Annotated in this window: 19 protein-coding genes and 1 other RNA gene; 7 read left to right on the forward strand and 13 right to left on the reverse strand. The window is 62.7% G+C overall.

Features of this window, described 5'->3' with window-relative positions:
• Window positions 1–67: 67 nt before the first annotated feature.
• The 3 genes from truA to def all read right to left on the reverse strand — a co-directional run bounded on the left by truA (window position 68) and on the right by def (window position 2,465).
• A complete protein-coding gene (gene truA, locus J6524_RS11670; protein ID WP_225670586.1) occupies window positions 68–805 on the reverse strand; it encodes a tRNA pseudouridine(38-40) synthase TruA in 738 nt (245 codons plus the stop codon).
• 127 nt (window positions 806–932) lie between these two features.
• Entirely contained in the window at window positions 933–1,868 is a 936-nt protein-coding gene (gene fmt, locus J6524_RS11675) for a methionyl-tRNA formyltransferase (RefSeq protein WP_225670588.1), read from the reverse strand.
• 69 nt (window positions 1,869–1,937) lie between these two features.
• Window positions 1,938–2,465, reverse strand: coding sequence for a peptide deformylase (gene def / locus J6524_RS11680; protein WP_225670590.1), 528 nt, complete (start codon window positions 2,463–2,465; stop codon window positions 1,938–1,940).
• A 181-nt stretch (window positions 2,466–2,646) separates the two neighbouring features.
• Between def and J6524_RS11685 the strand changes: the two genes are divergently transcribed.
• The 3 genes from J6524_RS11685 to J6524_RS11695 all read left to right on the forward strand — a co-directional run bounded on the left by J6524_RS11685 (window position 2,647) and on the right by J6524_RS11695 (window position 5,682).
• Window positions 2,647–3,855 carry a DNA recombination protein RmuC gene (locus J6524_RS11685; protein WP_225670592.1) on the forward strand — a complete coding sequence of 403 codons (1,209 nt, stop codon included), beginning with the start codon at window positions 2,647–2,649 and terminating at the stop codon, window positions 3,853–3,855.
• A 79-nt stretch (window positions 3,856–3,934) separates the two neighbouring features.
• Entirely contained in the window at window positions 3,935–4,240 is a 306-nt protein-coding gene (locus J6524_RS11690) for a GIY-YIG nuclease family protein (RefSeq protein ID WP_225670595.1), read from the forward strand.
• An 80-nt stretch (window positions 4,241–4,320) separates the two neighbouring features.
• Window positions 4,321–5,682 carry an AmpG family muropeptide MFS transporter gene (locus J6524_RS11695; protein ID WP_225670597.1) on the forward strand — a complete coding sequence of 454 codons (1,362 nt, stop codon included), beginning with the start codon at window positions 4,321–4,323 and terminating at the stop codon, window positions 5,680–5,682.
• A 137-nt stretch (window positions 5,683–5,819) separates the two neighbouring features.
• Here the strand turns inward: J6524_RS11695 and J6524_RS11700 are convergent, their stop codons facing one another.
• The 5 genes from J6524_RS11700 to ffs form a co-directional block, all read right to left on the reverse strand.
• Window positions 5,820–6,245: a hypothetical protein gene (locus tag J6524_RS11700; protein WP_225670598.1), complete on the reverse strand. Its 426-nt coding sequence runs from the start codon at window positions 6,243–6,245 to the stop codon at window positions 5,820–5,822.
• A 25-nt stretch (window positions 6,246–6,270) separates the two neighbouring features.
• The gene (recR, locus tag J6524_RS11705; RefSeq protein WP_225670599.1) at window positions 6,271–6,876 is read right to left on the reverse strand and encodes a recombination mediator RecR; all 606 of its coding nucleotides are present in this window, start codon (window positions 6,874–6,876) and stop codon (window positions 6,271–6,273) included.
• A gap of 1 nt (window position 6,877) precedes the next feature.
• Window positions 6,878–7,201 carry a YbaB/EbfC family nucleoid-associated protein gene (locus tag J6524_RS11710; RefSeq protein WP_225670600.1) on the reverse strand — a complete coding sequence of 108 codons (324 nt, stop codon included), beginning with the start codon at window positions 7,199–7,201 and terminating at the stop codon, window positions 6,878–6,880.
• A 24-nt stretch (window positions 7,202–7,225) separates the two neighbouring features.
• Complete coding sequence (locus J6524_RS11715) at window positions 7,226–9,067, reverse strand: DNA polymerase III subunit gamma/tau (RefSeq protein WP_225670601.1); 1,842 nt, start codon at window positions 9,065–9,067, stop codon at window positions 7,226–7,228.
• A gap of 107 nt (window positions 9,068–9,174) precedes the next feature.
• Window positions 9,175–9,271: signal recognition particle sRNA small type (ffs, locus tag J6524_RS11720), an RNA gene on the reverse strand.
• Between the two features lie 258 nt (window positions 9,272–9,529).
• Here ffs and J6524_RS11725 point away from each other — a divergent pair.
• The 4 genes from J6524_RS11725 (at window position 9,530) to J6524_RS11740 (ending at window position 12,506) form a co-directional block, all read left to right on the forward strand.
• Complete coding sequence (locus tag J6524_RS11725) at window positions 9,530–9,949, forward strand: HIT domain-containing protein (protein WP_225670602.1); 420 nt, start codon at window positions 9,530–9,532, stop codon at window positions 9,947–9,949.
• Between the two features lie 11 nt (window positions 9,950–9,960).
• Window positions 9,961–10,911 (forward strand): NAD(+) diphosphatase, encoded by a 951-nt coding sequence (gene nudC, locus J6524_RS11730; RefSeq protein ID WP_225670603.1) that lies wholly within the window; start codon window positions 9,961–9,963, stop codon window positions 10,909–10,911.
• Window positions 10,912–10,974: 63 nt separating this feature from the next.
• The gene (locus tag J6524_RS11735; protein ID WP_225670913.1) at window positions 10,975–11,937 is read left to right on the forward strand and encodes a sugar kinase; all 963 of its coding nucleotides are present in this window, start codon (window positions 10,975–10,977) and stop codon (window positions 11,935–11,937) included.
• A 68-nt stretch (window positions 11,938–12,005) separates the two neighbouring features.
• Complete coding sequence (locus tag J6524_RS11740; protein WP_225670604.1) at window positions 12,006–12,506, forward strand: Lrp/AsnC family transcriptional regulator; 501 nt, start codon at window positions 12,006–12,008, stop codon at window positions 12,504–12,506.
• A 13-nt stretch (window positions 12,507–12,519) separates the two neighbouring features.
• Here J6524_RS11740 and J6524_RS11745 read toward each other — a convergent pair whose 3' ends face one another.
• The 5 genes from J6524_RS11745 to J6524_RS11765 form a co-directional block, all read right to left on the reverse strand.
• The gene (locus J6524_RS11745; protein WP_225670606.1) at window positions 12,520–13,014 is read right to left on the reverse strand and encodes an anthrone oxygenase family protein; all 495 of its coding nucleotides are present in this window, start codon (window positions 13,012–13,014) and stop codon (window positions 12,520–12,522) included.
• Between the two features lie 111 nt (window positions 13,015–13,125).
• Entirely contained in the window at window positions 13,126–14,625 is a 1,500-nt protein-coding gene (locus J6524_RS11750) for a phosphomannomutase/phosphoglucomutase (protein ID WP_225670608.1), read from the reverse strand.
• Between the two features lie 138 nt (window positions 14,626–14,763).
• Window positions 14,764–15,111: a HepT-like ribonuclease domain-containing protein gene (locus J6524_RS11755; protein ID WP_225670610.1), complete on the reverse strand. Its 348-nt coding sequence runs from the start codon at window positions 15,109–15,111 to the stop codon at window positions 14,764–14,766.
• On the reverse strand, window positions 15,101–15,397 hold the full coding sequence (locus J6524_RS11760) for a nucleotidyltransferase family protein (protein WP_225670612.1): 297 nt from the start codon (window positions 15,395–15,397) through the stop codon (window positions 15,101–15,103). Before J6524_RS11760 ends, J6524_RS11755 begins: the two co-directional genes overlap by 11 nt.
• 60 nt (window positions 15,398–15,457) lie before the next feature.
• Complete coding sequence (locus tag J6524_RS11765; protein ID WP_225670915.1) at window positions 15,458–15,961, reverse strand: TIGR02281 family clan AA aspartic protease; 504 nt, start codon at window positions 15,959–15,961, stop codon at window positions 15,458–15,460.
• Window positions 15,962–16,013: the final 52 nt, after the last annotated feature.

The following is a 16,013-nucleotide window of genomic DNA, read 5'->3' on the forward strand; positions in this document are numbered from 1 at the left end:
ATCAGGCTAGCGGCACAATGATCGGTATCGCTTCGCTCCACCCATCCTACGAAAAGCGTGAGCTCAGCTAATACTCCACCCGCACCAGATAGAGCCCCTCCGGCGGCGCGACGGGGCCGCAGGCGGCGCGGTTGCGGGCGGCGAGCGCCGCGGAGAGATCATCCGCACTCCAGCGGCCTTCGCCGACCCAGACCAGCGAGCCCACCATCGAGCGAACCTGGCTGTGCAGGAACGAGCGCGCCGAGGTCAGAATCGACACCGCATCGCCCTCCCTGATGACATCGAGTTGGTCGAGCGTCTTTTCCGGCGACTTCGCCTGGCATTCGGTGTCGCGGAAGGTGGTGAAGTCGTGCTTGCCGAGCAGACGTTTCGCTGCGGCATCCATCGCATCCGTATCGAGATGGCGCGGCACCCGCCAGCTTCGCTTGATGTCGAGCGCGAGGTTGGCTCTGGTGTTGGTGATACGATAGCGATAGTGCCGCCGTTTGGCGGAGAAGCGCGCCTCGAAATCGTCGGGAACGATTTCCGCCGAGAGCACGCCGATCGGATGCGGACGCAGATGCGCGTTCAATCCGTCGCGCAGGCGGCCCGGCGGAAACGGCTTTTGGATGTCGCAATGCGCGACCTGCCCCAGCGCGTGGACGCCGGCATCGGTGCGGCCGGAGCCATGCACCCGCACGTCCTCGCCGCTGATCGCCTTTACTGCGGTTTCCAGCGCCCCCTGCACCGTCGGTGCGTTGTCCTGGATCTGCCAGCCGGAGAACGGCGTGCCGTCATATTCGATGATGAGTTTGTAGCGGGGCATCAATGACCAATTGAGCTGTCATTGCCGGGCTTGACCCGGCAATCCATCCTCTTCGCGAAGACTCTTGTGAAGATAGATGGATACGCGGGTCAAGCCCGCGCATGACGATTTGAGCACGTGGATCCGCTCACGCGAACCGCGCACCGGCCTTCAACGGCGTACCGCGCAAAAAGTCCGCCGCCTTCATCCGCGCTTTGCCTTCGCGCTGCAACTCCAGAATCCGGATCGCGCCGTCACCACAGGCGACCGTCAGATGATCGTCGAGCACCTCGCCGGGCGTGCCAGCCCCTTTTGCCGGCTCGCAGCGCAGGATCTTGATCCGCGCCGGCTCGCCATCGGTCGCGATCTCGCACCAGGCGCCCGGAAACGGCGACAGGCCGTGAATGTGCCGCAGCACCTCGCGCGCGGGCCGCTTCCAGTCGATCCGCGCCTCGGCCTTCTCGATCTTGGCGGCGTAGGTGACGCCATCTTCGCTTTGCCTGGCGAGTTGCAGTCCGCCGCGCTCCAGCCCGCCCATCGCGCGCACCATCAGATCGGCGCCGAGCGGCGCCAGCGCATCGTGCAGATCGGCTGCCGTCATGGCGTCGGTGATCGCCAGCCGCTCGGCCATCGCGACATCGCCGGTGTCGAGGCCAACATCCATCTTCATCACCATCACGCCGCTCTCGGTATCGCCGGCCATGATGGCGCGGTTGATCGGCGCAGCGCCGCGCCAGCGCGGCAGCAGCGAGGCATGCAGGTTGAAGCAGCCGTAGCGCGGCGCGTCGAGGATAGCCTGCGGCAGGATCATGCCATAGGCAACGACAACCGCTGCGTCTGCATTGTGCGCGCGAAACTCGGCGAGCGCTTCCGGCGTCTTCAGCGTCGTTGGGGTCAGCACGGGTATGCCAAGCCGCCGCGCCTCTTGCTCGACCGGAGTGGGCTGCAATTGCAGCCCGCGACGACCGCCGGGCTTCGGCGCGCGGGTGTAGACTGCCACGATCTGATGGCCGTGAGCGACGAGTTCCAGCAGCGTCGGCACGGCGAAATCAGGCGTGCCCATGAAGATCAGGCGGAGTGGCATGAAGCGGAAATCCCGCGGCGATTGGTTTACTCCGTCATGGCCGGGCATGACGGCGAAGCGAGAGGCAGCCTACCCCGCCGCGCGCTTGGCAGCCTTCGTAAACTTCTTCATCACGCGATCGCGCTTGAGCTTCGACAAATAGTCGACGAACAACACGCCGTTGAGATGATCAATCTCGTGCTGGATGCAGGTGGCGAACAGCCCGTCGGCGTCTTCCTCATGCACCTTGCCGTCGAGATCGGTGAAACGGATGCGCACCCGAGCCGGGCGTTCGACCTCCTCGTAATATTCGGGGATCGAGAGACAGCCTTCCTCGTAGACCGACAGTTCCTCAGACGCGGAAATGATCTCCGGATTGATGAACACGCGCGGCTTCGGCTTGGTCTCGCCGTTCTCGTCCTTCTTGGCGAGGTCCATCGTGATCAGGCGCAATGGTTGCGCGATCTGGATCGCCGCCAGCCCAATGCCGGGCGCGTCGTACATGGTCTCGAACATGTCGTCGGCGAGTTTGCGGATCTCCGTCGTCACCTTCTCGACGGGTTTTGAGACGAGCCGCAACTGCTTGTCCGGCAGGATGATGATTTCTCTGATGGCCATGATTTTTCTCTGGCGCGGGATTTAAGCTGCTGATTTGCCGGGGTCAATGCGCCGGGCCAGCCGTTAAGGCGGCCTTAACCATGATTTTAAGGCGCCGTTAACCATGAAAATTAGCCCGCCGTTTACCACAAACGTTCCCTCTTCGTTCGCACGAACGCCCGAATCGGGCTACAAGGCTGACATGAACGAAATTCTCTTCACGGTCGGCGAGCTGCCGATTCACGTCGGCGAAGCCCTGGTCGGGCTTGGCGTGCTCGCGCTGGTCCTGCTGCTGGCGATTGCCATCATCATTGCCCACTCAGGCCGTCGCGGCGCGGAACTCGCGATGGCGCAGGCGATCCGCGCCGACGAGCTGGAGGAGCGCCTGAGCGAAATGCTGCGCGCGCAGAGCGAATCGACGGGCCGGGTCGATGCGATGGCACAGGCGCTGACCGGCCGTCAGGCCGAGATGGCACGCGCGGTCAACGAGCGGCTCGATTCGGTGACTCACCGCGTCGGCCAGTCGATGGAAGCGACGACGCGGCACACCATGGATTCGCTCCGCGTCCTGCACGAGCGGCTCGGCATCATCGACAACGCGCACAAGAACCTCACCGACCTGACGTCTCAGGTGACGACGCTGCGCGACGTGCTCGCCAACAAGCAGTCGCGCGGCGCGTTCGGTCAGGCGCGGATGGAGGCGATCGTTCAGGACGGCATGCCGCAAGGCTCCTACGAGTTCCAGTACACGCTCTCATCCGGCAAGCGGCCGGATTGCGTGGTGTTCCTGCCCGACCAGCGGCCGCTCTGCATTGACGCAAAATTCCCTCTGGAGGCGATGACCGCGCTGCACGATGCGCGCACCGACGAGGAACGCAAGTTCGCCAGCCAGCGCCTGCGCAACGACGTGATGAAGCATGTCAGCGACATCGCCGAGAAGTATTTGATCACCGGCGAAACGCAGGATACCGCTCTGATGTTCGTGCCGTCGGAATCGGTCTATGCAGAAATCCACGACCGTTTTGACGATGTGATCCAGAAGGCCTACCGCGCCCGCGTCGTGCTGGTCTCGCCCTCGCTTCTGATGCTGGCGATCCAGGTGATGCAGCAGATCCTGAAAGACGCGCGCATGCGCGATGCCGCCGACCAGATCCGCACCGAGGTGCTCAACCTCGGCGATGATCTCAGCCGTCTGCGCGAGCGCGTGCTCAAGTTGCAGAAGCATTTCAGCGATGTGAACGAGGACGTCCGGCAGATATTGATTTCAGCCGACAAGATCGAGAAGCGCGCGGGGCGGATCGAGGAACTCGATTTCAGCAAGGCGGACGCGCCACCGGAAGTCCCGCGCGTGATCAAGGGCGGAACGGCCGAACTGTTCCCTGTTCCCCGCAAGCTGCAGGCGGGGGAGTAGAATTGGCGCGCAGCTTCCGCCGCATAACAGGTTGTCATCGCCCGGCTCGACCGGGCGACCCAGTATCCAGAGGCAGTAGTTGGGAACACGGAGCTACTACGTCTACATCCTCGCCAGCCGCATTGGCGGCACGCTCTACGTTGGCGTTACCAATGATCTGGTGCGGCGTATCGGCGAGCACAAGTTGAAGATCGCCGAGGGTTTCACCAAGAAGTACGAAGTAGCCCGGCTCGTCTATTTCGAAGCCTTCGATCAGATCGAATTTGCGATCCGGCGAGAAAAGCGCCTTAAGAAGTGGCCACGGGCCTGGAAGATAGCACTGATCGAAAAACAAAATCCGGACTGGATTGATCTTTACCCTGAGATTGCCGGGGGCGGTGGATAGGCCTCTGGAATACTGGGTCGCCCGGTCAAGCCGGGCGACGACAGTCTTTTTATGGCCGAATCTCTGCTAACACCCGCTCCATGACAGCACCCGAAGCCGCCTCCCCCGCATCAGCCGCTCCCGCCCCTTCCTGGCGCGAGGCTTGGGCAGTGTATCTACAGCCGCGCGTGCTGATCGTGCTGATGCTTGGCTTTTCGTCCGGATTACCGCTGGCGCTATCGGGATCGACGCTACTGGTATGGATGCGCGAATCCGGCGTCGATCTCGGCACCATCGGGCTTTTCGCGCTGGTCGGCACGCCCTACACGTTGAAATTCGCCTGGGCGCCATTGGTCGACGCGCTGCATGTGCCGATCTTCACGCGCGTCTTTGGCCGCCGCCGCGGCTGGCTGGTGTTCTCCCAGTTGCTCCTGATCGGCGCGATTTTGCTGCTGGCGCTGACCGACCCGGCGCGTTCACCGCTGTTCGTGGCCCTCGGTGCGCTTTTGGTCGCGACGATGTCGTCCACGCAGGACATCGTAGTCGATGCGTTTCGCGTCGAAAGCCTGCCCGAGAGCGAGCAGGCCGCCGGCATGGCCTCCTATGTCGCGGCCTACCGGATCGGCATGCTGGTCTCGACTGCCGGCATCCTGTTCCTGGTCAGTGCGTTCGAAAGCACCGGCATTGGGCGACACGCGGCGTGGATGTGGGGCTATGTTGCCATGGCCGCATTGGTGCTGGTCGGCACGATCACGGCGCTGGCCGCCACCGAGCCCGAAAAATCCGTGCGCGCGGAAGCAGAGACCCACGATGAGACTGCGTTCTCGCGCGTGGCGGATGCGGCGATCGGAGCATTCTCCGAATTTTTGGCCCGCAAGCATGCCTTGACGGCGCTGGCCTTCGTCGTGCTGTACAAACTCACCGACGCGTTTTCCGGCACCATGACAGCGCCGTTCGTGATCGACCTCGGCTTCACGCGCAACGACTACGCCGCCATCGTCAAGGGCGTCGGCCTGGCCGCGACCCTGATCGGCGGGTTTGCCGGCGGATACGTGGCGCGGCGCTATTCGCTGGTCGCCAGCCTCTGGATCGGCGGCGTGCTGCAGGCCGTCTCCAACCTTGTCTTTGCGTGGCTCTCCCTTGTCGGCACTGATCAATGGGCGCTGGCCGTCGCCATCTCGGCGGAAAACTTCACCGGCGCGATCGGCACCGTGATCTTCGTCGCGTATCTCTCGGCACTGTGCCAGAACCCGCTGCACACTGCGACCCAGTACGCGCTGCTCACCGCTCTCGCCGCGGTCGGACGCACCTACCTCTCCTCCGGCGCGGGCTTTGTGGCGGAGACGACAGGCTGGCCGTTGTTCTTTGTGATCTCCGTTGCGGTCGCGGTGCCGAGCCTGATCCTGCTGGCGTGGCTGCAGAGACGCGGCCATTTCGACGCGGTGGGGCCGGTGAAGGCGTAGACCTCCCCCGTCGTCATCCCCGCGAAGGTGGGGATCTAGTATTCCAAAGCAGTTGCGATGAACCAATAGGCCGCGGCGTACTGGGTCGCCCGGTCAAGCCGGGCTATGACGGCGTTTGTGACAACGGCCACGACAACTCAATGCTTGGTCACTACGCTCCATTTGGTGATGACAGCTTCGCTCATCTGCCCGGCGTCCTGCGCGCAGGCGACTTCGTCGACCTTCACTGAAATTTCCTTGCCAATGAAATTCTTGAGCTGCGCGGCCTGGGCCTCGCTGGTGGTGACGAGCTGAAACGTCTCGGGCCCGGTTTCGAGATTGCAGAGCCCGTTCGGCGGCGGCAGGCGGCGCGGCTCGCTGGTGATCTGATAGGTCGCGGTGCGCTTGCCCTTCTTGCCGCCCTTCATGGCATTGAGTTCGCCTGACAGCACGTCGCCGGTATTGATCGGCTTGCCGGGCTTCGGCGCCGGCTCGCCTTGCTGCGCCCATGCGGCAGGCGCGACCAGGGCTGCGGCGATGATGACCGCAAAGCGATAGCGTTTGCCGAATCGTCGTTTCGTCATGTCGATCAGTTCCGTATATGTGGGTTTAGAACAGCGTGCGCTGCCGCATCGCAGCCGATAGCGTACCTTCATCGAGATAATCAAGCTCGCCGCCAACCGGCACGCCATGCGCAAGCCGAGTCACCTTGACGTTGGCGTCCTGCAGGAGATCGGTGATGTAGTGGGCAGTAGTTTGACCATCAACCGTCGCATTGAGCGCGAGAACGATTTCGCTGACTTGTGATTCGTGCGCGCGGGCTACCAGTGCGTCGATCGTCAGATCCTGCGGACCGACGCCATCGAGTGGCGACAATGTGGCGCCGAGCACGTGATAGCGGCCGCTCGTCGCATTCGCCCGCTCCAGTGCCCAGAGATCGGCCACATCGGCGACCACGACGATGGTCGAGGGATCGCGCCGCGGATCGGTGCACACCGTGCAAGGATTTTGCGTGTCGATATTGCCGCAGGTCTTGCAGACCTGGATGCGCTCGATCGCAACCTGCAGTGCGGCGGCGAGCGGCGTCATCAGCGCCTCGCGCTTTTTGATCAGATGCAGTGCTGCGCGCCGCGCCGAGCGCGGCCCGAGCCCGGGCAGTCGCGCCAGAAGCTGGATCAGGCGTTCGATTTCAGGTCCGGCAACGCTGGCAGCCATTTCAGGTAAGACCAAGCAGTCCGGGCGGCAGGCCGAGCCCGCCGGTCAGCGCCTGCATCTTCTCCATCGCCGCGGTTTCCGCCTTGCGCCGCGCGTCGCCATGCGCAGTTACCAGGAGATCCTCCAGCACTTGGCGCTCCTCGGCCTTCATCAGCGACGGATCGATCTTGACGCCCTTCACTTCCATCTTCGCGGTCATACGCACAGCAACCAGCCCGCCGCCGGAAATGCCCTCGACCTCGAGATTGCCGAGCTCCTCCTGCATCGCCTGCACCTTGGATTGCAATTGCGCTGCCTGCTTCATCATGCCGAGAAAATCAGCCATTCGTCCGTCCTCTCGAGAGTCCGATCAGTCGTCGTCGCCGTCGGAAGTCTCGTTCAAGTCCTCAGCGATAATATTGGATTCCGGCGGCTCGGCGGCAAGCCGGCGCACTTCGATCACCTTGGCGCCGGGAAAGCGCGCCAGCACCTCCTGCACCCGCGGATCGGCTTCCGCGGCGCGGGCGTGCTCGTTCCGCGCCTGCTCGTTCTGCGCGCGGAGCGTCGGCTGGCCGGCCTCGTTAGAGACAACCACTGTCCAGCGCCGCCCCGTCCACAGTTCCAGCTTACGGGAGAGGTCGTTGACCAGCCCCCGCGCCGCGTTGCGCTCCAGCGCCACTTCCAGTCGCCCGTCCTCGAAACGGACCAGCCGCATGTCGGCTTCCAGCGCCGCCTTGGTCAAGAGATCGCGCTTGTCGCCGGCGAGCGCCACGAGTTGCGGAAAGCTGTTGATCCGCAGGACAGGCGCGGATTGGGTTTGCGCCGAGGGCGGCGCCATTTGCGGGCGCGCGGAGGCTTCCGCGCCGGAGCGTGGTGAGGCTGATGTCCGCATCGGCGAAGCTGACATTGAAGAAAGCGGCGAGGCCGGTGCGGCCCGTGATAGCGCCGCGCCGCCGGCGATTGGCGCTCCGCCGCCATTCTGGTCGAGCATCCGGATCGCCTCGTCCGGGGTCGGCAGGTCGGCGACATAGGCGATGCGGACCAGCACCATTTCGGCCGCCGCCGCCGGGCGGGTCGCGGTCTGCACCTCGGTGATGCCCTTGAGCAGCATCTGCCACATCCGCGAGAGCACCCGCATCGACAGCTTGGCGGCAAATTCGCGGGCGCGCACCCGCTCCGTCTCGCCGAACGCGACATTGTCGGCGGTCGCCGGGACGATCTTCACGCGGGTGACGAAATTGACGAATTCGGCGAGGTCGGACAGCACCACGACCGGATCGGCGCCGACGTCATATTGCGAACGGAATTCGCCGAACGCACTGGCGATATCGCCGCGCGCCAGATGTTCGAACAGGTCGATCACGCGGGTGCGGTCGGCAAGCCCCAGCATCTGGCGCACCGCATCGGCGCGCACGGTGCCTGCGGCATGGGCAATCGCCTGGTCGAACAGGGAAAGCGAATCGCGCACCGAGCCTTCGGCGGCGCGCGCGATGATGCCGAGCGCCTCGGGCTCGACCTCGACACCTTCCTTTTTGGCGATGTTGGAAAGATGCCCCATCAGCACGTCGGCTTCGACCCGGCGCAGGTCGAAGCGCTGGCAGCGCGACAGCACCGTAACCGGGACTTTGCGGATTTCGGTGGTGGCGAACACGAATTTGGCGTGCTCGGGCGGCTCCTCCAGCGTCTTCAGGAAGGCGTTGAACGCCGCCGTCGACAGCATGTGGACTTCGTCGATGATGTAGACCTTGTAGCGGGCGCTGGCAGGCGCATAGCGTACGCTGTCATTGATCTGGCGGACGTCGTCGACGCCGGTATGGGAGGCGGCGTCCATTTCCAGGACGTCCATGTGCCTGCTTTCCATGATCGCCTGGCAGTGCACGCCGAGGTCGGGCATGTGGATGGTCGGCCCTTTCACCGAGCCATCCGGCTTTTCGTAGTTGAGCGCGCGGGCGAGAATTCGCGCCGTGGTGGTTTTGCCGACCCCGCGAACGCCGGTCAGGATCCAGGCCTGCGGAATCCGCCCGGTTTCGAACGCATTCGAAACGGTGCGGACCATGGCCTCCTGGCCGATCAGATCGTCAAAATTGGAGGGACGGTATTTGCGCGCCAGCACCCGGTAGGGCGTGGCGGTCTCGCCACCTAGCTCGAACCCGGCTTGATCCAAACCGCCTTGACCTTCTGACTTGTCGGGGGGAGCGCCAGCATCACTCATCAGTCGATCCGCAATTGATTGTGTCTCGGGGCCGGCTTGCGGATAGGAACGACAACCGCATGGCGGCGGACCCAGCCGCTTTCATGCGCGATTCGCTCAAAAAACAGGTAGGAGACTGACGAGCGACCCGATCCGGACCTCGTTAGGGCTGCTTCCTTCCGGACCTGACCCGGTTGGCGAGTGGCTCGTCCACCGCCAATCTCCCGGTCCCTATTTGGGGCCAAAAGGGCCGGAAAGCAAGCGGGATCGGGTGGTTACATGCGCAGGAACCATCTCCGTTTCGTCATGGCCGGGCTTGACCCGGCGGCCATCCACGTTTTGCTTCTTCAGCCGCAAGCAAAGCCTGGATGCCCAGCTCGTTCTCATTTGGCGCGAAAGCGCGCTTCGCACCTCTGCCTGGGCATGACGGGGTGTTGTTTGCCGGGCTACTCTCTGCAAGCCTATTCAGGATAGAGAACTCATATGCCCTCTGACGCTTGGTCGCTGCACTCCCAGCTCAAAAAAGACACGATCGATATTGGCGACCTGCCACTGTGCAAGGTGCTGGTCATCAAGGACGCGCATTACCCCTGGCTATTGCTGGTGCCCCGGCGGGAGGGTGCGGTGGAAATCATCGATCTCGGCGAGGTCGAGCAGGCGCAACTGATGGCCGAAATCGCCCGGGTCTCGCGGGCGCTAAAAGAGATCACCAAATGCGACAAGCTCAATGTCGCGGCGCTCGGCAATCTGGTGCCGCAGTTGCATGTCCATGTCATCGCGCGACGCGCTAGCGATGCGGCATGGCCGCGCCCGGTTTGGGGGGTATTGCCGCCGCTGGCGCACGACGCCGAGGAAGTTCAGATTTTCATCAACGCGCTTCGCCGCAAGATCTGGTTGGGTTGAGAAGAAAGAAAATGTCCGCATTCGACAGATATCCATTAGGTAAGCCGGCCTTTGTTACCCACGTCCTCGACCGCGCCGCGCATCTGCGCACCAATGACGAGAAGTTGTTTGCGCTGGAAGGCCAGAGCAATGCGCGGGCCTATGTGGTCTACCGCGACTCGCTGGTCATGAAACAGGAGGAGAGCGGCCCCCGCGCCTTGCTATCGATCAAGGAAGCGCTGGACTACGGCGCCAATCCCGGGACGATCTTCCTGGGGCTGCGCGACGGCGCGCCGATCTTCGGCATGGGCATTTCGCCCGCCGCGGCAGAGAAACTGATCGGCCGCAACGACGTCGCGGTAACGGAATTGCGCGGCATGGCGATGCAAGGCGTGCTGCCGCTCGATCAACTCTCGGCTATAGCGATGGCGAAATCGCTGGTGACCTGGCATCAGCGCCACGGATTCTGCGCCAATTGCGGCGCGCGCACCTCAATGAAGGAAGGCGGCTGGAAGCGCGAATGTGGGAGTTGCAAGGCCGAGCATTTCCCGCGCACCGATCCGGTTGTCATCATGTTCGTCAGTTCGGGCGAAAAGGCGCTACTCGGCCGCCAGAAGCAGTTCATGCCTGGCATGTATTCGTGCCTTGCCGGTTTCGTCGAGGCCGCCGAGACCATCGAGGACGCCGTACGCCGCGAGATTTTCGAGGAATCCGGCATCCGCGTCACCGACGTGAACTACTACATGACGCAGCCCTGGCCCTACCCGTCGTCGCTGATGATCGGCTGCACGGCACGCGCGATCAATGAGGATATCGTCGTCGACCGTACCGAGCTCGAGGATGCGCGCTGGTTCGATCGCGCCGAACTTGCTCTCATGCACAAGCGTCAGCACCCCGATGGCCTGTTTGCCGCGCACCCCTTCGCCATCGCGCATCATTTGATCGGCCAATGGCTGCATGGCGACAGCAATAACCGCGCATAGCGGGGAACCGATGCCTGCTTGCTCGATTGACTGGGGACTTCAACGGACATGACGGGTCCACGCATGAATTTTCAGGACAAGGCGCCGAAAATGCCGCCGCGCATCCTCTGCATCGGCATGCCGGTGCGCGATCTCACTTTTCATACGCCGGGCGTTCCCGGGCGTGGTTCCAAGGAGAACGCGACCGCCTTCGGCGAAATCTGCGGGGGCAACGCGCTCAACGGCGCGATCGGCATCGTTCGGCTCGGTGGCCGCGCCTCGATCTGCGGGCCGATGGGCGATGTCAAGGAAACATCAAGCCGCTTCATCTTCGATCAGATGGCGCATGAGGGCATCGAGACCAAACATCTCATCCACATGCCGGGGCTGGTCACGCCGATCTCGGCTGTCATGATCGATCCTTCCGGCGAGCGCACCATCGTCACCTTCCGCGATCCGAAGCTGTGGCATGTGAAATTGCCCGACTTCGACATCCTGCTGGACGATTGCGCCGCCATTCTCACCGAGAGCCGCTGTGCGGAATTCTGCACCGAGCTTTGCGCCGAAGCGGTCCGCCGCGGCATTCCCGTGATCGTCGACGTCGATCGGGCGATGTCGCTGCGCGAGGGCCTGCTCACTGCCTCCACGCACCTGGTGTTCTCCAGCGAGCCGCTGCAGGAGACCGCCGATGTCACCGATGACGCCCAGGCGCTGAAGAAAATCGCCAAACTAACCCCGTCCTTCCTGGCGGGAACGCGCGGCCCGCGGGGCACGATCTGGCTCGACGAAAAGGGGGAGGTCCAGGAGACTCCGGCCTTCCCGGTTCATACGGTGGATACCCTCGGCGCCGGCGACGTGTTCCACGGCGCCTTCGCGCTAGCCATCACCGAGAAGCAGGAGTTACGGCAGGCGCTCCGGTTCGCCTCGGCCGCCGCGGCGCTGAAATGCACCCGCTTCGGGGGCGCCTTCGCGGCCCCGCAACGTGCTGAAGTTGAAGAGCTTTTGAGCCACGGACAGGTTGCGGGCCAGACTTCGGCCGCCCGCTAGTGGGGCTTGATATAGAAGAATTTTCTATATATGAGGAGATATGACCTCCTCTATGGAACATTCTTCTCATGACCGATCTAGCCGTTCAGCTCCCTGAAGCCAACCGCCGCCTGGACGCCATCGACCGCAAGATCCTGACGGTGCTCCAGGAAGATGCCTCCCTCTCGGTCGCCGAAATCGGGGACCGGGTCGGGCTGTCGTCGACGCCATGCTGGAAGCGGATCCAGCGGCTCGAGGCCGATGGCGTGATCCTGCGCCGGGTGGCGCTGGTCGACCAGAACAAGATCGGGCTCGGCATCTCCGTGTTCGTCTCGGTCGAGAGCGCGGACCACTCGGAAGCCTGGCTGCGCAAGTTCGCCGACGCCGTCAGCGCCATGCCCGAGGTGATGGAGTTCTACCGCATGGCCGGCGACGTCGACTACATGCTGCGCGTCGTGGTCGCCGATATGGCGAGCTATGACGTGTTCTACAAGAAGCTGATCAGCGCTGTGCCGCTGAAGAACGTCACCTCGCGCTTTGCGATGGAGAAGATCAAGTCGGTGACGGCGCTGCCGGTGCCCGCGGCGTAGAAGACGTAAACCCTCAATCAATGAGGGCAGTCACGAGCAAGCCTAACGCGATCACGGCCAGACCTGCGCGCGCGACATGAGAGTATTCCCAGCGGTCGCGAAGATAGGTCCAATCTGCTTGTCCTGAGCGCGTGACCCCGCTGCTGCCGAGTCCGAAGAAAGCAGCACCGGCGCCCTGCAGATTGACCTCCCTCAGCCAGAAATTATTCACAGGGTGGATGAATACCCAATAGACGACCTGCATCAAGACCAGCGCGAGGCAGGCACCAAGTGTCAGGCAGAAACTCAGGCTCCCTGATGGCGTCAAAAACGCAAGCAACGCCGTCAGCATCACACCTATCGGCTCGGCGGCTCCGCCAATCGTAAAGCCGGGATAATAGATCGCCTGGACCGCCAGATATTGCTCCTTCTGCAACCGCAATTTGCCGGGCAGCTCCAGCGCATGAGCGAGCGCCAAGGCCATGGCGATCGCAACGACGACAACTGCGGATATCTTTAAGAGAGCCATGAGCCAACCTTGCAGCTTTGCCGGTTGGCCCCGTAACGCAGTTAGATCGAAAGCGTTCCAGGCGACAAATGAAGTTGCAGGTGGCTGCGGTTGGCGAGACGAAACCGTCCTCTAGATCTTCTGATTGTACTCGCCGACTTCGGGATGCGTGCGCAGCACGCCATCCATCGCCTCGAACATATCGCGCATGCGCTGTTCAGACACCGGGCTCTCGACCACGACCACCAGCTCTGGCTTGTTCGATGAGGCACGCACCAGGCCCCAGCTGCCATCTTCCACGGTGACGCGCACGCCGTTCACGGTGACGAGATCGCGGATGTTCTGGCCTGCGACCTTTTCGCCCTTCTTCTGCTTGTCCTCGAAATGCTTCACCACGGCGTCCGCGACGCGGTATTTCACCTCGTCGGCGCAATGCGGCGACATCGTCGGCGACGACCAGGTTTTCGGTATCGCGTTCTTCAGGTCCGCCATCGACTTATCAGGCGCGCGGTCGAGCATCTCGCAGATCGCGATCGCCGAGACCAGGCCGTCGTCATAGCCGCGGCCGAACGGCCTGTTGAAGAAGAAGTGGCCGGATTTTTCAAAGCCCGCCAGCGCGCCCATCTCGTTCGTGTGACGCTTCATATAGGAATGGCCGGTCTTCCAGTATACGGTCTTCGCGCCCTGCTTTTGCAGCACGGGATCGGTGACGAACAGGCCGGTCGACTTCACGTCGACCACAAACTGCGCATCCTTGTGGATCGCCGACATATCGCGCGCCAGCATCACGCCGACCTTGTCGGCGAAGATTTCTTCACCAGTATTGTCGACCACGCCGCAGCGGTCGCCATCGCCGTCGAAGCCGAGACCGACATCGGCCTTGTGCTTGAGCACGGCATCGCGGATCGCGTGCAGCATCTCCATGTCTTCCGGGTTTGGATTGTACTTCGGGAAGGTGTGATCGAGCTCGGTATCGAGCGGGATTACCTCGCAGCCGATCGCCTCCAGCACCTGCGGCGCAAACGCGCCCGCGGTCCCGTTGCCGCAGGCCGCCACGACCTTCAGCTTGCGCTTGAGCTTCGGGCGGCTAGTGAGGTCGGCGATGTAGCGCGCCGGGAAGTTCTCATGGAATTGATAGGAGCCGCCGGCCTTGTTCTTGAACTCGGCATTGAGCACGATCTCCTTCAGCCGCGTCATCTCATCGGGGCCGAAGGTGAGCGGACGGTTGGCGCCCATCTTCACGCCGGTCCAGCCATTGTCGTTATGCGAGGCCGTCACCATCGCGACGCAGGGCACGTCGAGATCGAACTGCGCGAAATACGCCATCGGCGTCACCGCCAGCCCGATGTCGTGCACCCTGCAGCCCGCCGCCATCAGGCCGGAGATCAACGCGTATTTGATTGACGCCGAATAGCCGCGGAAATCGTGACCGGTCACGATTTCCTGCTTGACGCCGAGTTCCGCAATCAGCGCGCCGAGCCCCATGCCCAGCGCCTGGACGCCCATCAGGTTGATTTCCTTCTCGAACAGCCAGCGCGCGTCGTACTCCCGAAAGCCGGTTGCCTTCACCATCGGCCCGGATTCGAAGTCATAGGTATTCGGAACCAGCATGGATTTGGGCTTTGGAAACATGGATCGGCCTTGTCGAGGAAAAACAGAAGGGAACACCGCAGCCATAGCGAATAGGCGGGCCGGGCGAAAGGCGAGCGGCCGCCTTGTGACGGTCAATTGCGGCGAATTTGGCGGTCGCGGCAAACGGGGCAGTCAAACTTAGGCGCCCAATCGTCGAATTTCCTCTTCGATGACAACCTTCAACGGCGGCAAGGATTGCTGCACGGTTTCCCAAACCAATTGGGCCGCAACATCCTCGTAGTCGTGACGATAGACGTTTCCGGCGTCTGCCATTTGCTTCCAAGAAATTGCTGAGTGGCGCGCCTTTAGCTCATTTGGTAGGCGCCGCGAAGCTTCAGATATGATCTCCAGGCAACGAGTAACTGCATAGAAAGCCCGCATATCCGCCTTAAATGTTTCGCGGTCCAGACCTTCGACGAAGTTCTCCGCCAAATCGATGTGATGGAGGATATCGCGGAGCGCGCGGTTCGTAGGGTCAGAAGGCATAGATCGCGTCGGCCATTGCCGCCGGTCGTAAATAAGGTTTGAGCCCTTCGCGGTTCACAACGTCCACGGGCCCGTCAAAAAGCTGCGCGATGTATTCCTTGATATCCACGTAGTCGAAGACCGTAATACGAGCCTCCGGATCGAATTCAATCATGATATCGATATCGCTGTCGGAACGATTTTCGCCGCGTGCCACTGACCCGAACAAGGCAGCATGCTTCACGCCGCGCTCGCGCAGGGCGTGTTCGGAGCGTCGCAGGGTCTCCAAGGCTTCGGTACTGTTCATATGAAAGCTATAGCATGCCGTTAGGCTAACCGGGAGAGGCAACGAACCGGGCGGGAAGCCCTACTGTTCCAGCACCATCTTGCCGTTGGCGTATTCAAAGCGCTTCAGCTTCGACAGGAACGACAAGCCGAGCAAATTCTCCGACAATGCCTCATCAGGCAGCACCAGCGCGTCGACGTCGCGCACCACGAGGCCGCCGAGCTCGATCATCGCAAGCCGCGTCCGTGCCGCTTTGATAGTGCCGTTGGCGGTGGTGACCATGGCATTGTAGTCGCTTCGCGAGGGACGCAGGCCAAAACGTGCTGCGGACTTTTCGTTGAGCGCCACCAGCGAGGCGCCGGTGTCGACCAGGAAGTTGATGCGCTGACCATCGATGCGCCCGTCGGTCTGGAAATGGCCGCGTGCATCGCGGGGAATGTCGAGGCTGCGGCTGGAGGCCTGCGCGACCGTCGGAGCGGGAGCCGTTTTCGGGGATGCTTTGGCGGATGCCGGGGCTGGCGACATCTTGGCCGCCATCTGCGCCATGTAGGTTCCGAGGCCGACCAGAATGGCGGCAAGGATCATCAGGTTACGCATTACGCCACACTCGATTGCCAGACCGCCGATATCACCACGC

It is taken from the genome of Bradyrhizobium hereditatis, assembly GCF_020329435.1.
Lineage (GTDB): Bacteria > Pseudomonadota > Alphaproteobacteria > Rhizobiales > Xanthobacteraceae > Bradyrhizobium > Bradyrhizobium hereditatis.

Coding starts and splice junctions, on each gene's coding strand:
- truA (WP_225670586.1), bottom strand. CDS start 805: ATGCCCCGCTACAAACTCATCATCGAATATGACGGCACGCCGTTCTCC.
- fmt (WP_225670588.1), bottom strand. CDS start 1,868: ATGCCACTCCGCCTGATCTTCATGGGCACGCCTGATTTCGCCGTGCCG.
- def (WP_225670590.1), bottom strand. CDS start 2,465: ATGGCCATCAGAGAAATCATCATCCTGCCGGACAAGCAGTTGCGGCTC.
- J6524_RS11685 (WP_225670592.1), top strand. CDS start 2,647: ATGAACGAAATTCTCTTCACGGTCGGCGAGCTGCCGATTCACGTCGGC.
- J6524_RS11695 (WP_225670597.1), top strand. CDS start 4,321: ATGACAGCACCCGAAGCCGCCTCCCCCGCATCAGCCGCTCCCGCCCCT.
- J6524_RS11700 (WP_225670598.1), bottom strand. CDS start 6,245: ATGACGAAACGACGATTCGGCAAACGCTATCGCTTTGCGGTCATCATC.
- recR (WP_225670599.1), bottom strand. CDS start 6,876: ATGGCTGCCAGCGTTGCCGGACCTGAAATCGAACGCCTGATCCAGCTT.
- J6524_RS11710 (WP_225670600.1), bottom strand. CDS start 7,201: ATGGCTGATTTTCTCGGCATGATGAAGCAGGCAGCGCAATTGCAATCC.
- J6524_RS11715 (WP_225670601.1), bottom strand. CDS start 9,067: ATGAGTGATGCTGGCGCTCCCCCCGACAAGTCAGAAGGTCAAGGCGGT.
- J6524_RS11725 (WP_225670602.1), top strand. CDS start 9,530: ATGCCCTCTGACGCTTGGTCGCTGCACTCCCAGCTCAAAAAAGACACG.
- nudC (WP_225670603.1), top strand. CDS start 9,961: ATGTCCGCATTCGACAGATATCCATTAGGTAAGCCGGCCTTTGTTACC.
- J6524_RS11735 (WP_225670913.1), top strand. CDS start 10,975: ATGAATTTTCAGGACAAGGCGCCGAAAATGCCGCCGCGCATCCTCTGC.
- J6524_RS11740 (WP_225670604.1), top strand. CDS start 12,006: ATGACCGATCTAGCCGTTCAGCTCCCTGAAGCCAACCGCCGCCTGGAC.
- J6524_RS11745 (WP_225670606.1), bottom strand. CDS start 13,014: ATGGCTCTCTTAAAGATATCCGCAGTTGTCGTCGTTGCGATCGCCATG.
- J6524_RS11750 (WP_225670608.1), bottom strand. CDS start 14,625: ATGTTTCCAAAGCCCAAATCCATGCTGGTTCCGAATACCTATGACTTC.
- J6524_RS11755 (WP_225670610.1), bottom strand. CDS start 15,111: ATGCCTTCTGACCCTACGAACCGCGCGCTCCGCGATATCCTCCATCAC.
- J6524_RS11760 (WP_225670612.1), bottom strand. CDS start 15,397: ATGAACAGTACCGAAGCCTTGGAGACCCTGCGACGCTCCGAACACGCC.
- J6524_RS11765 (WP_225670915.1), bottom strand. CDS start 15,961: ATGATCCTTGCCGCCATTCTGGTCGGCCTCGGAACCTACATGGCGCAG.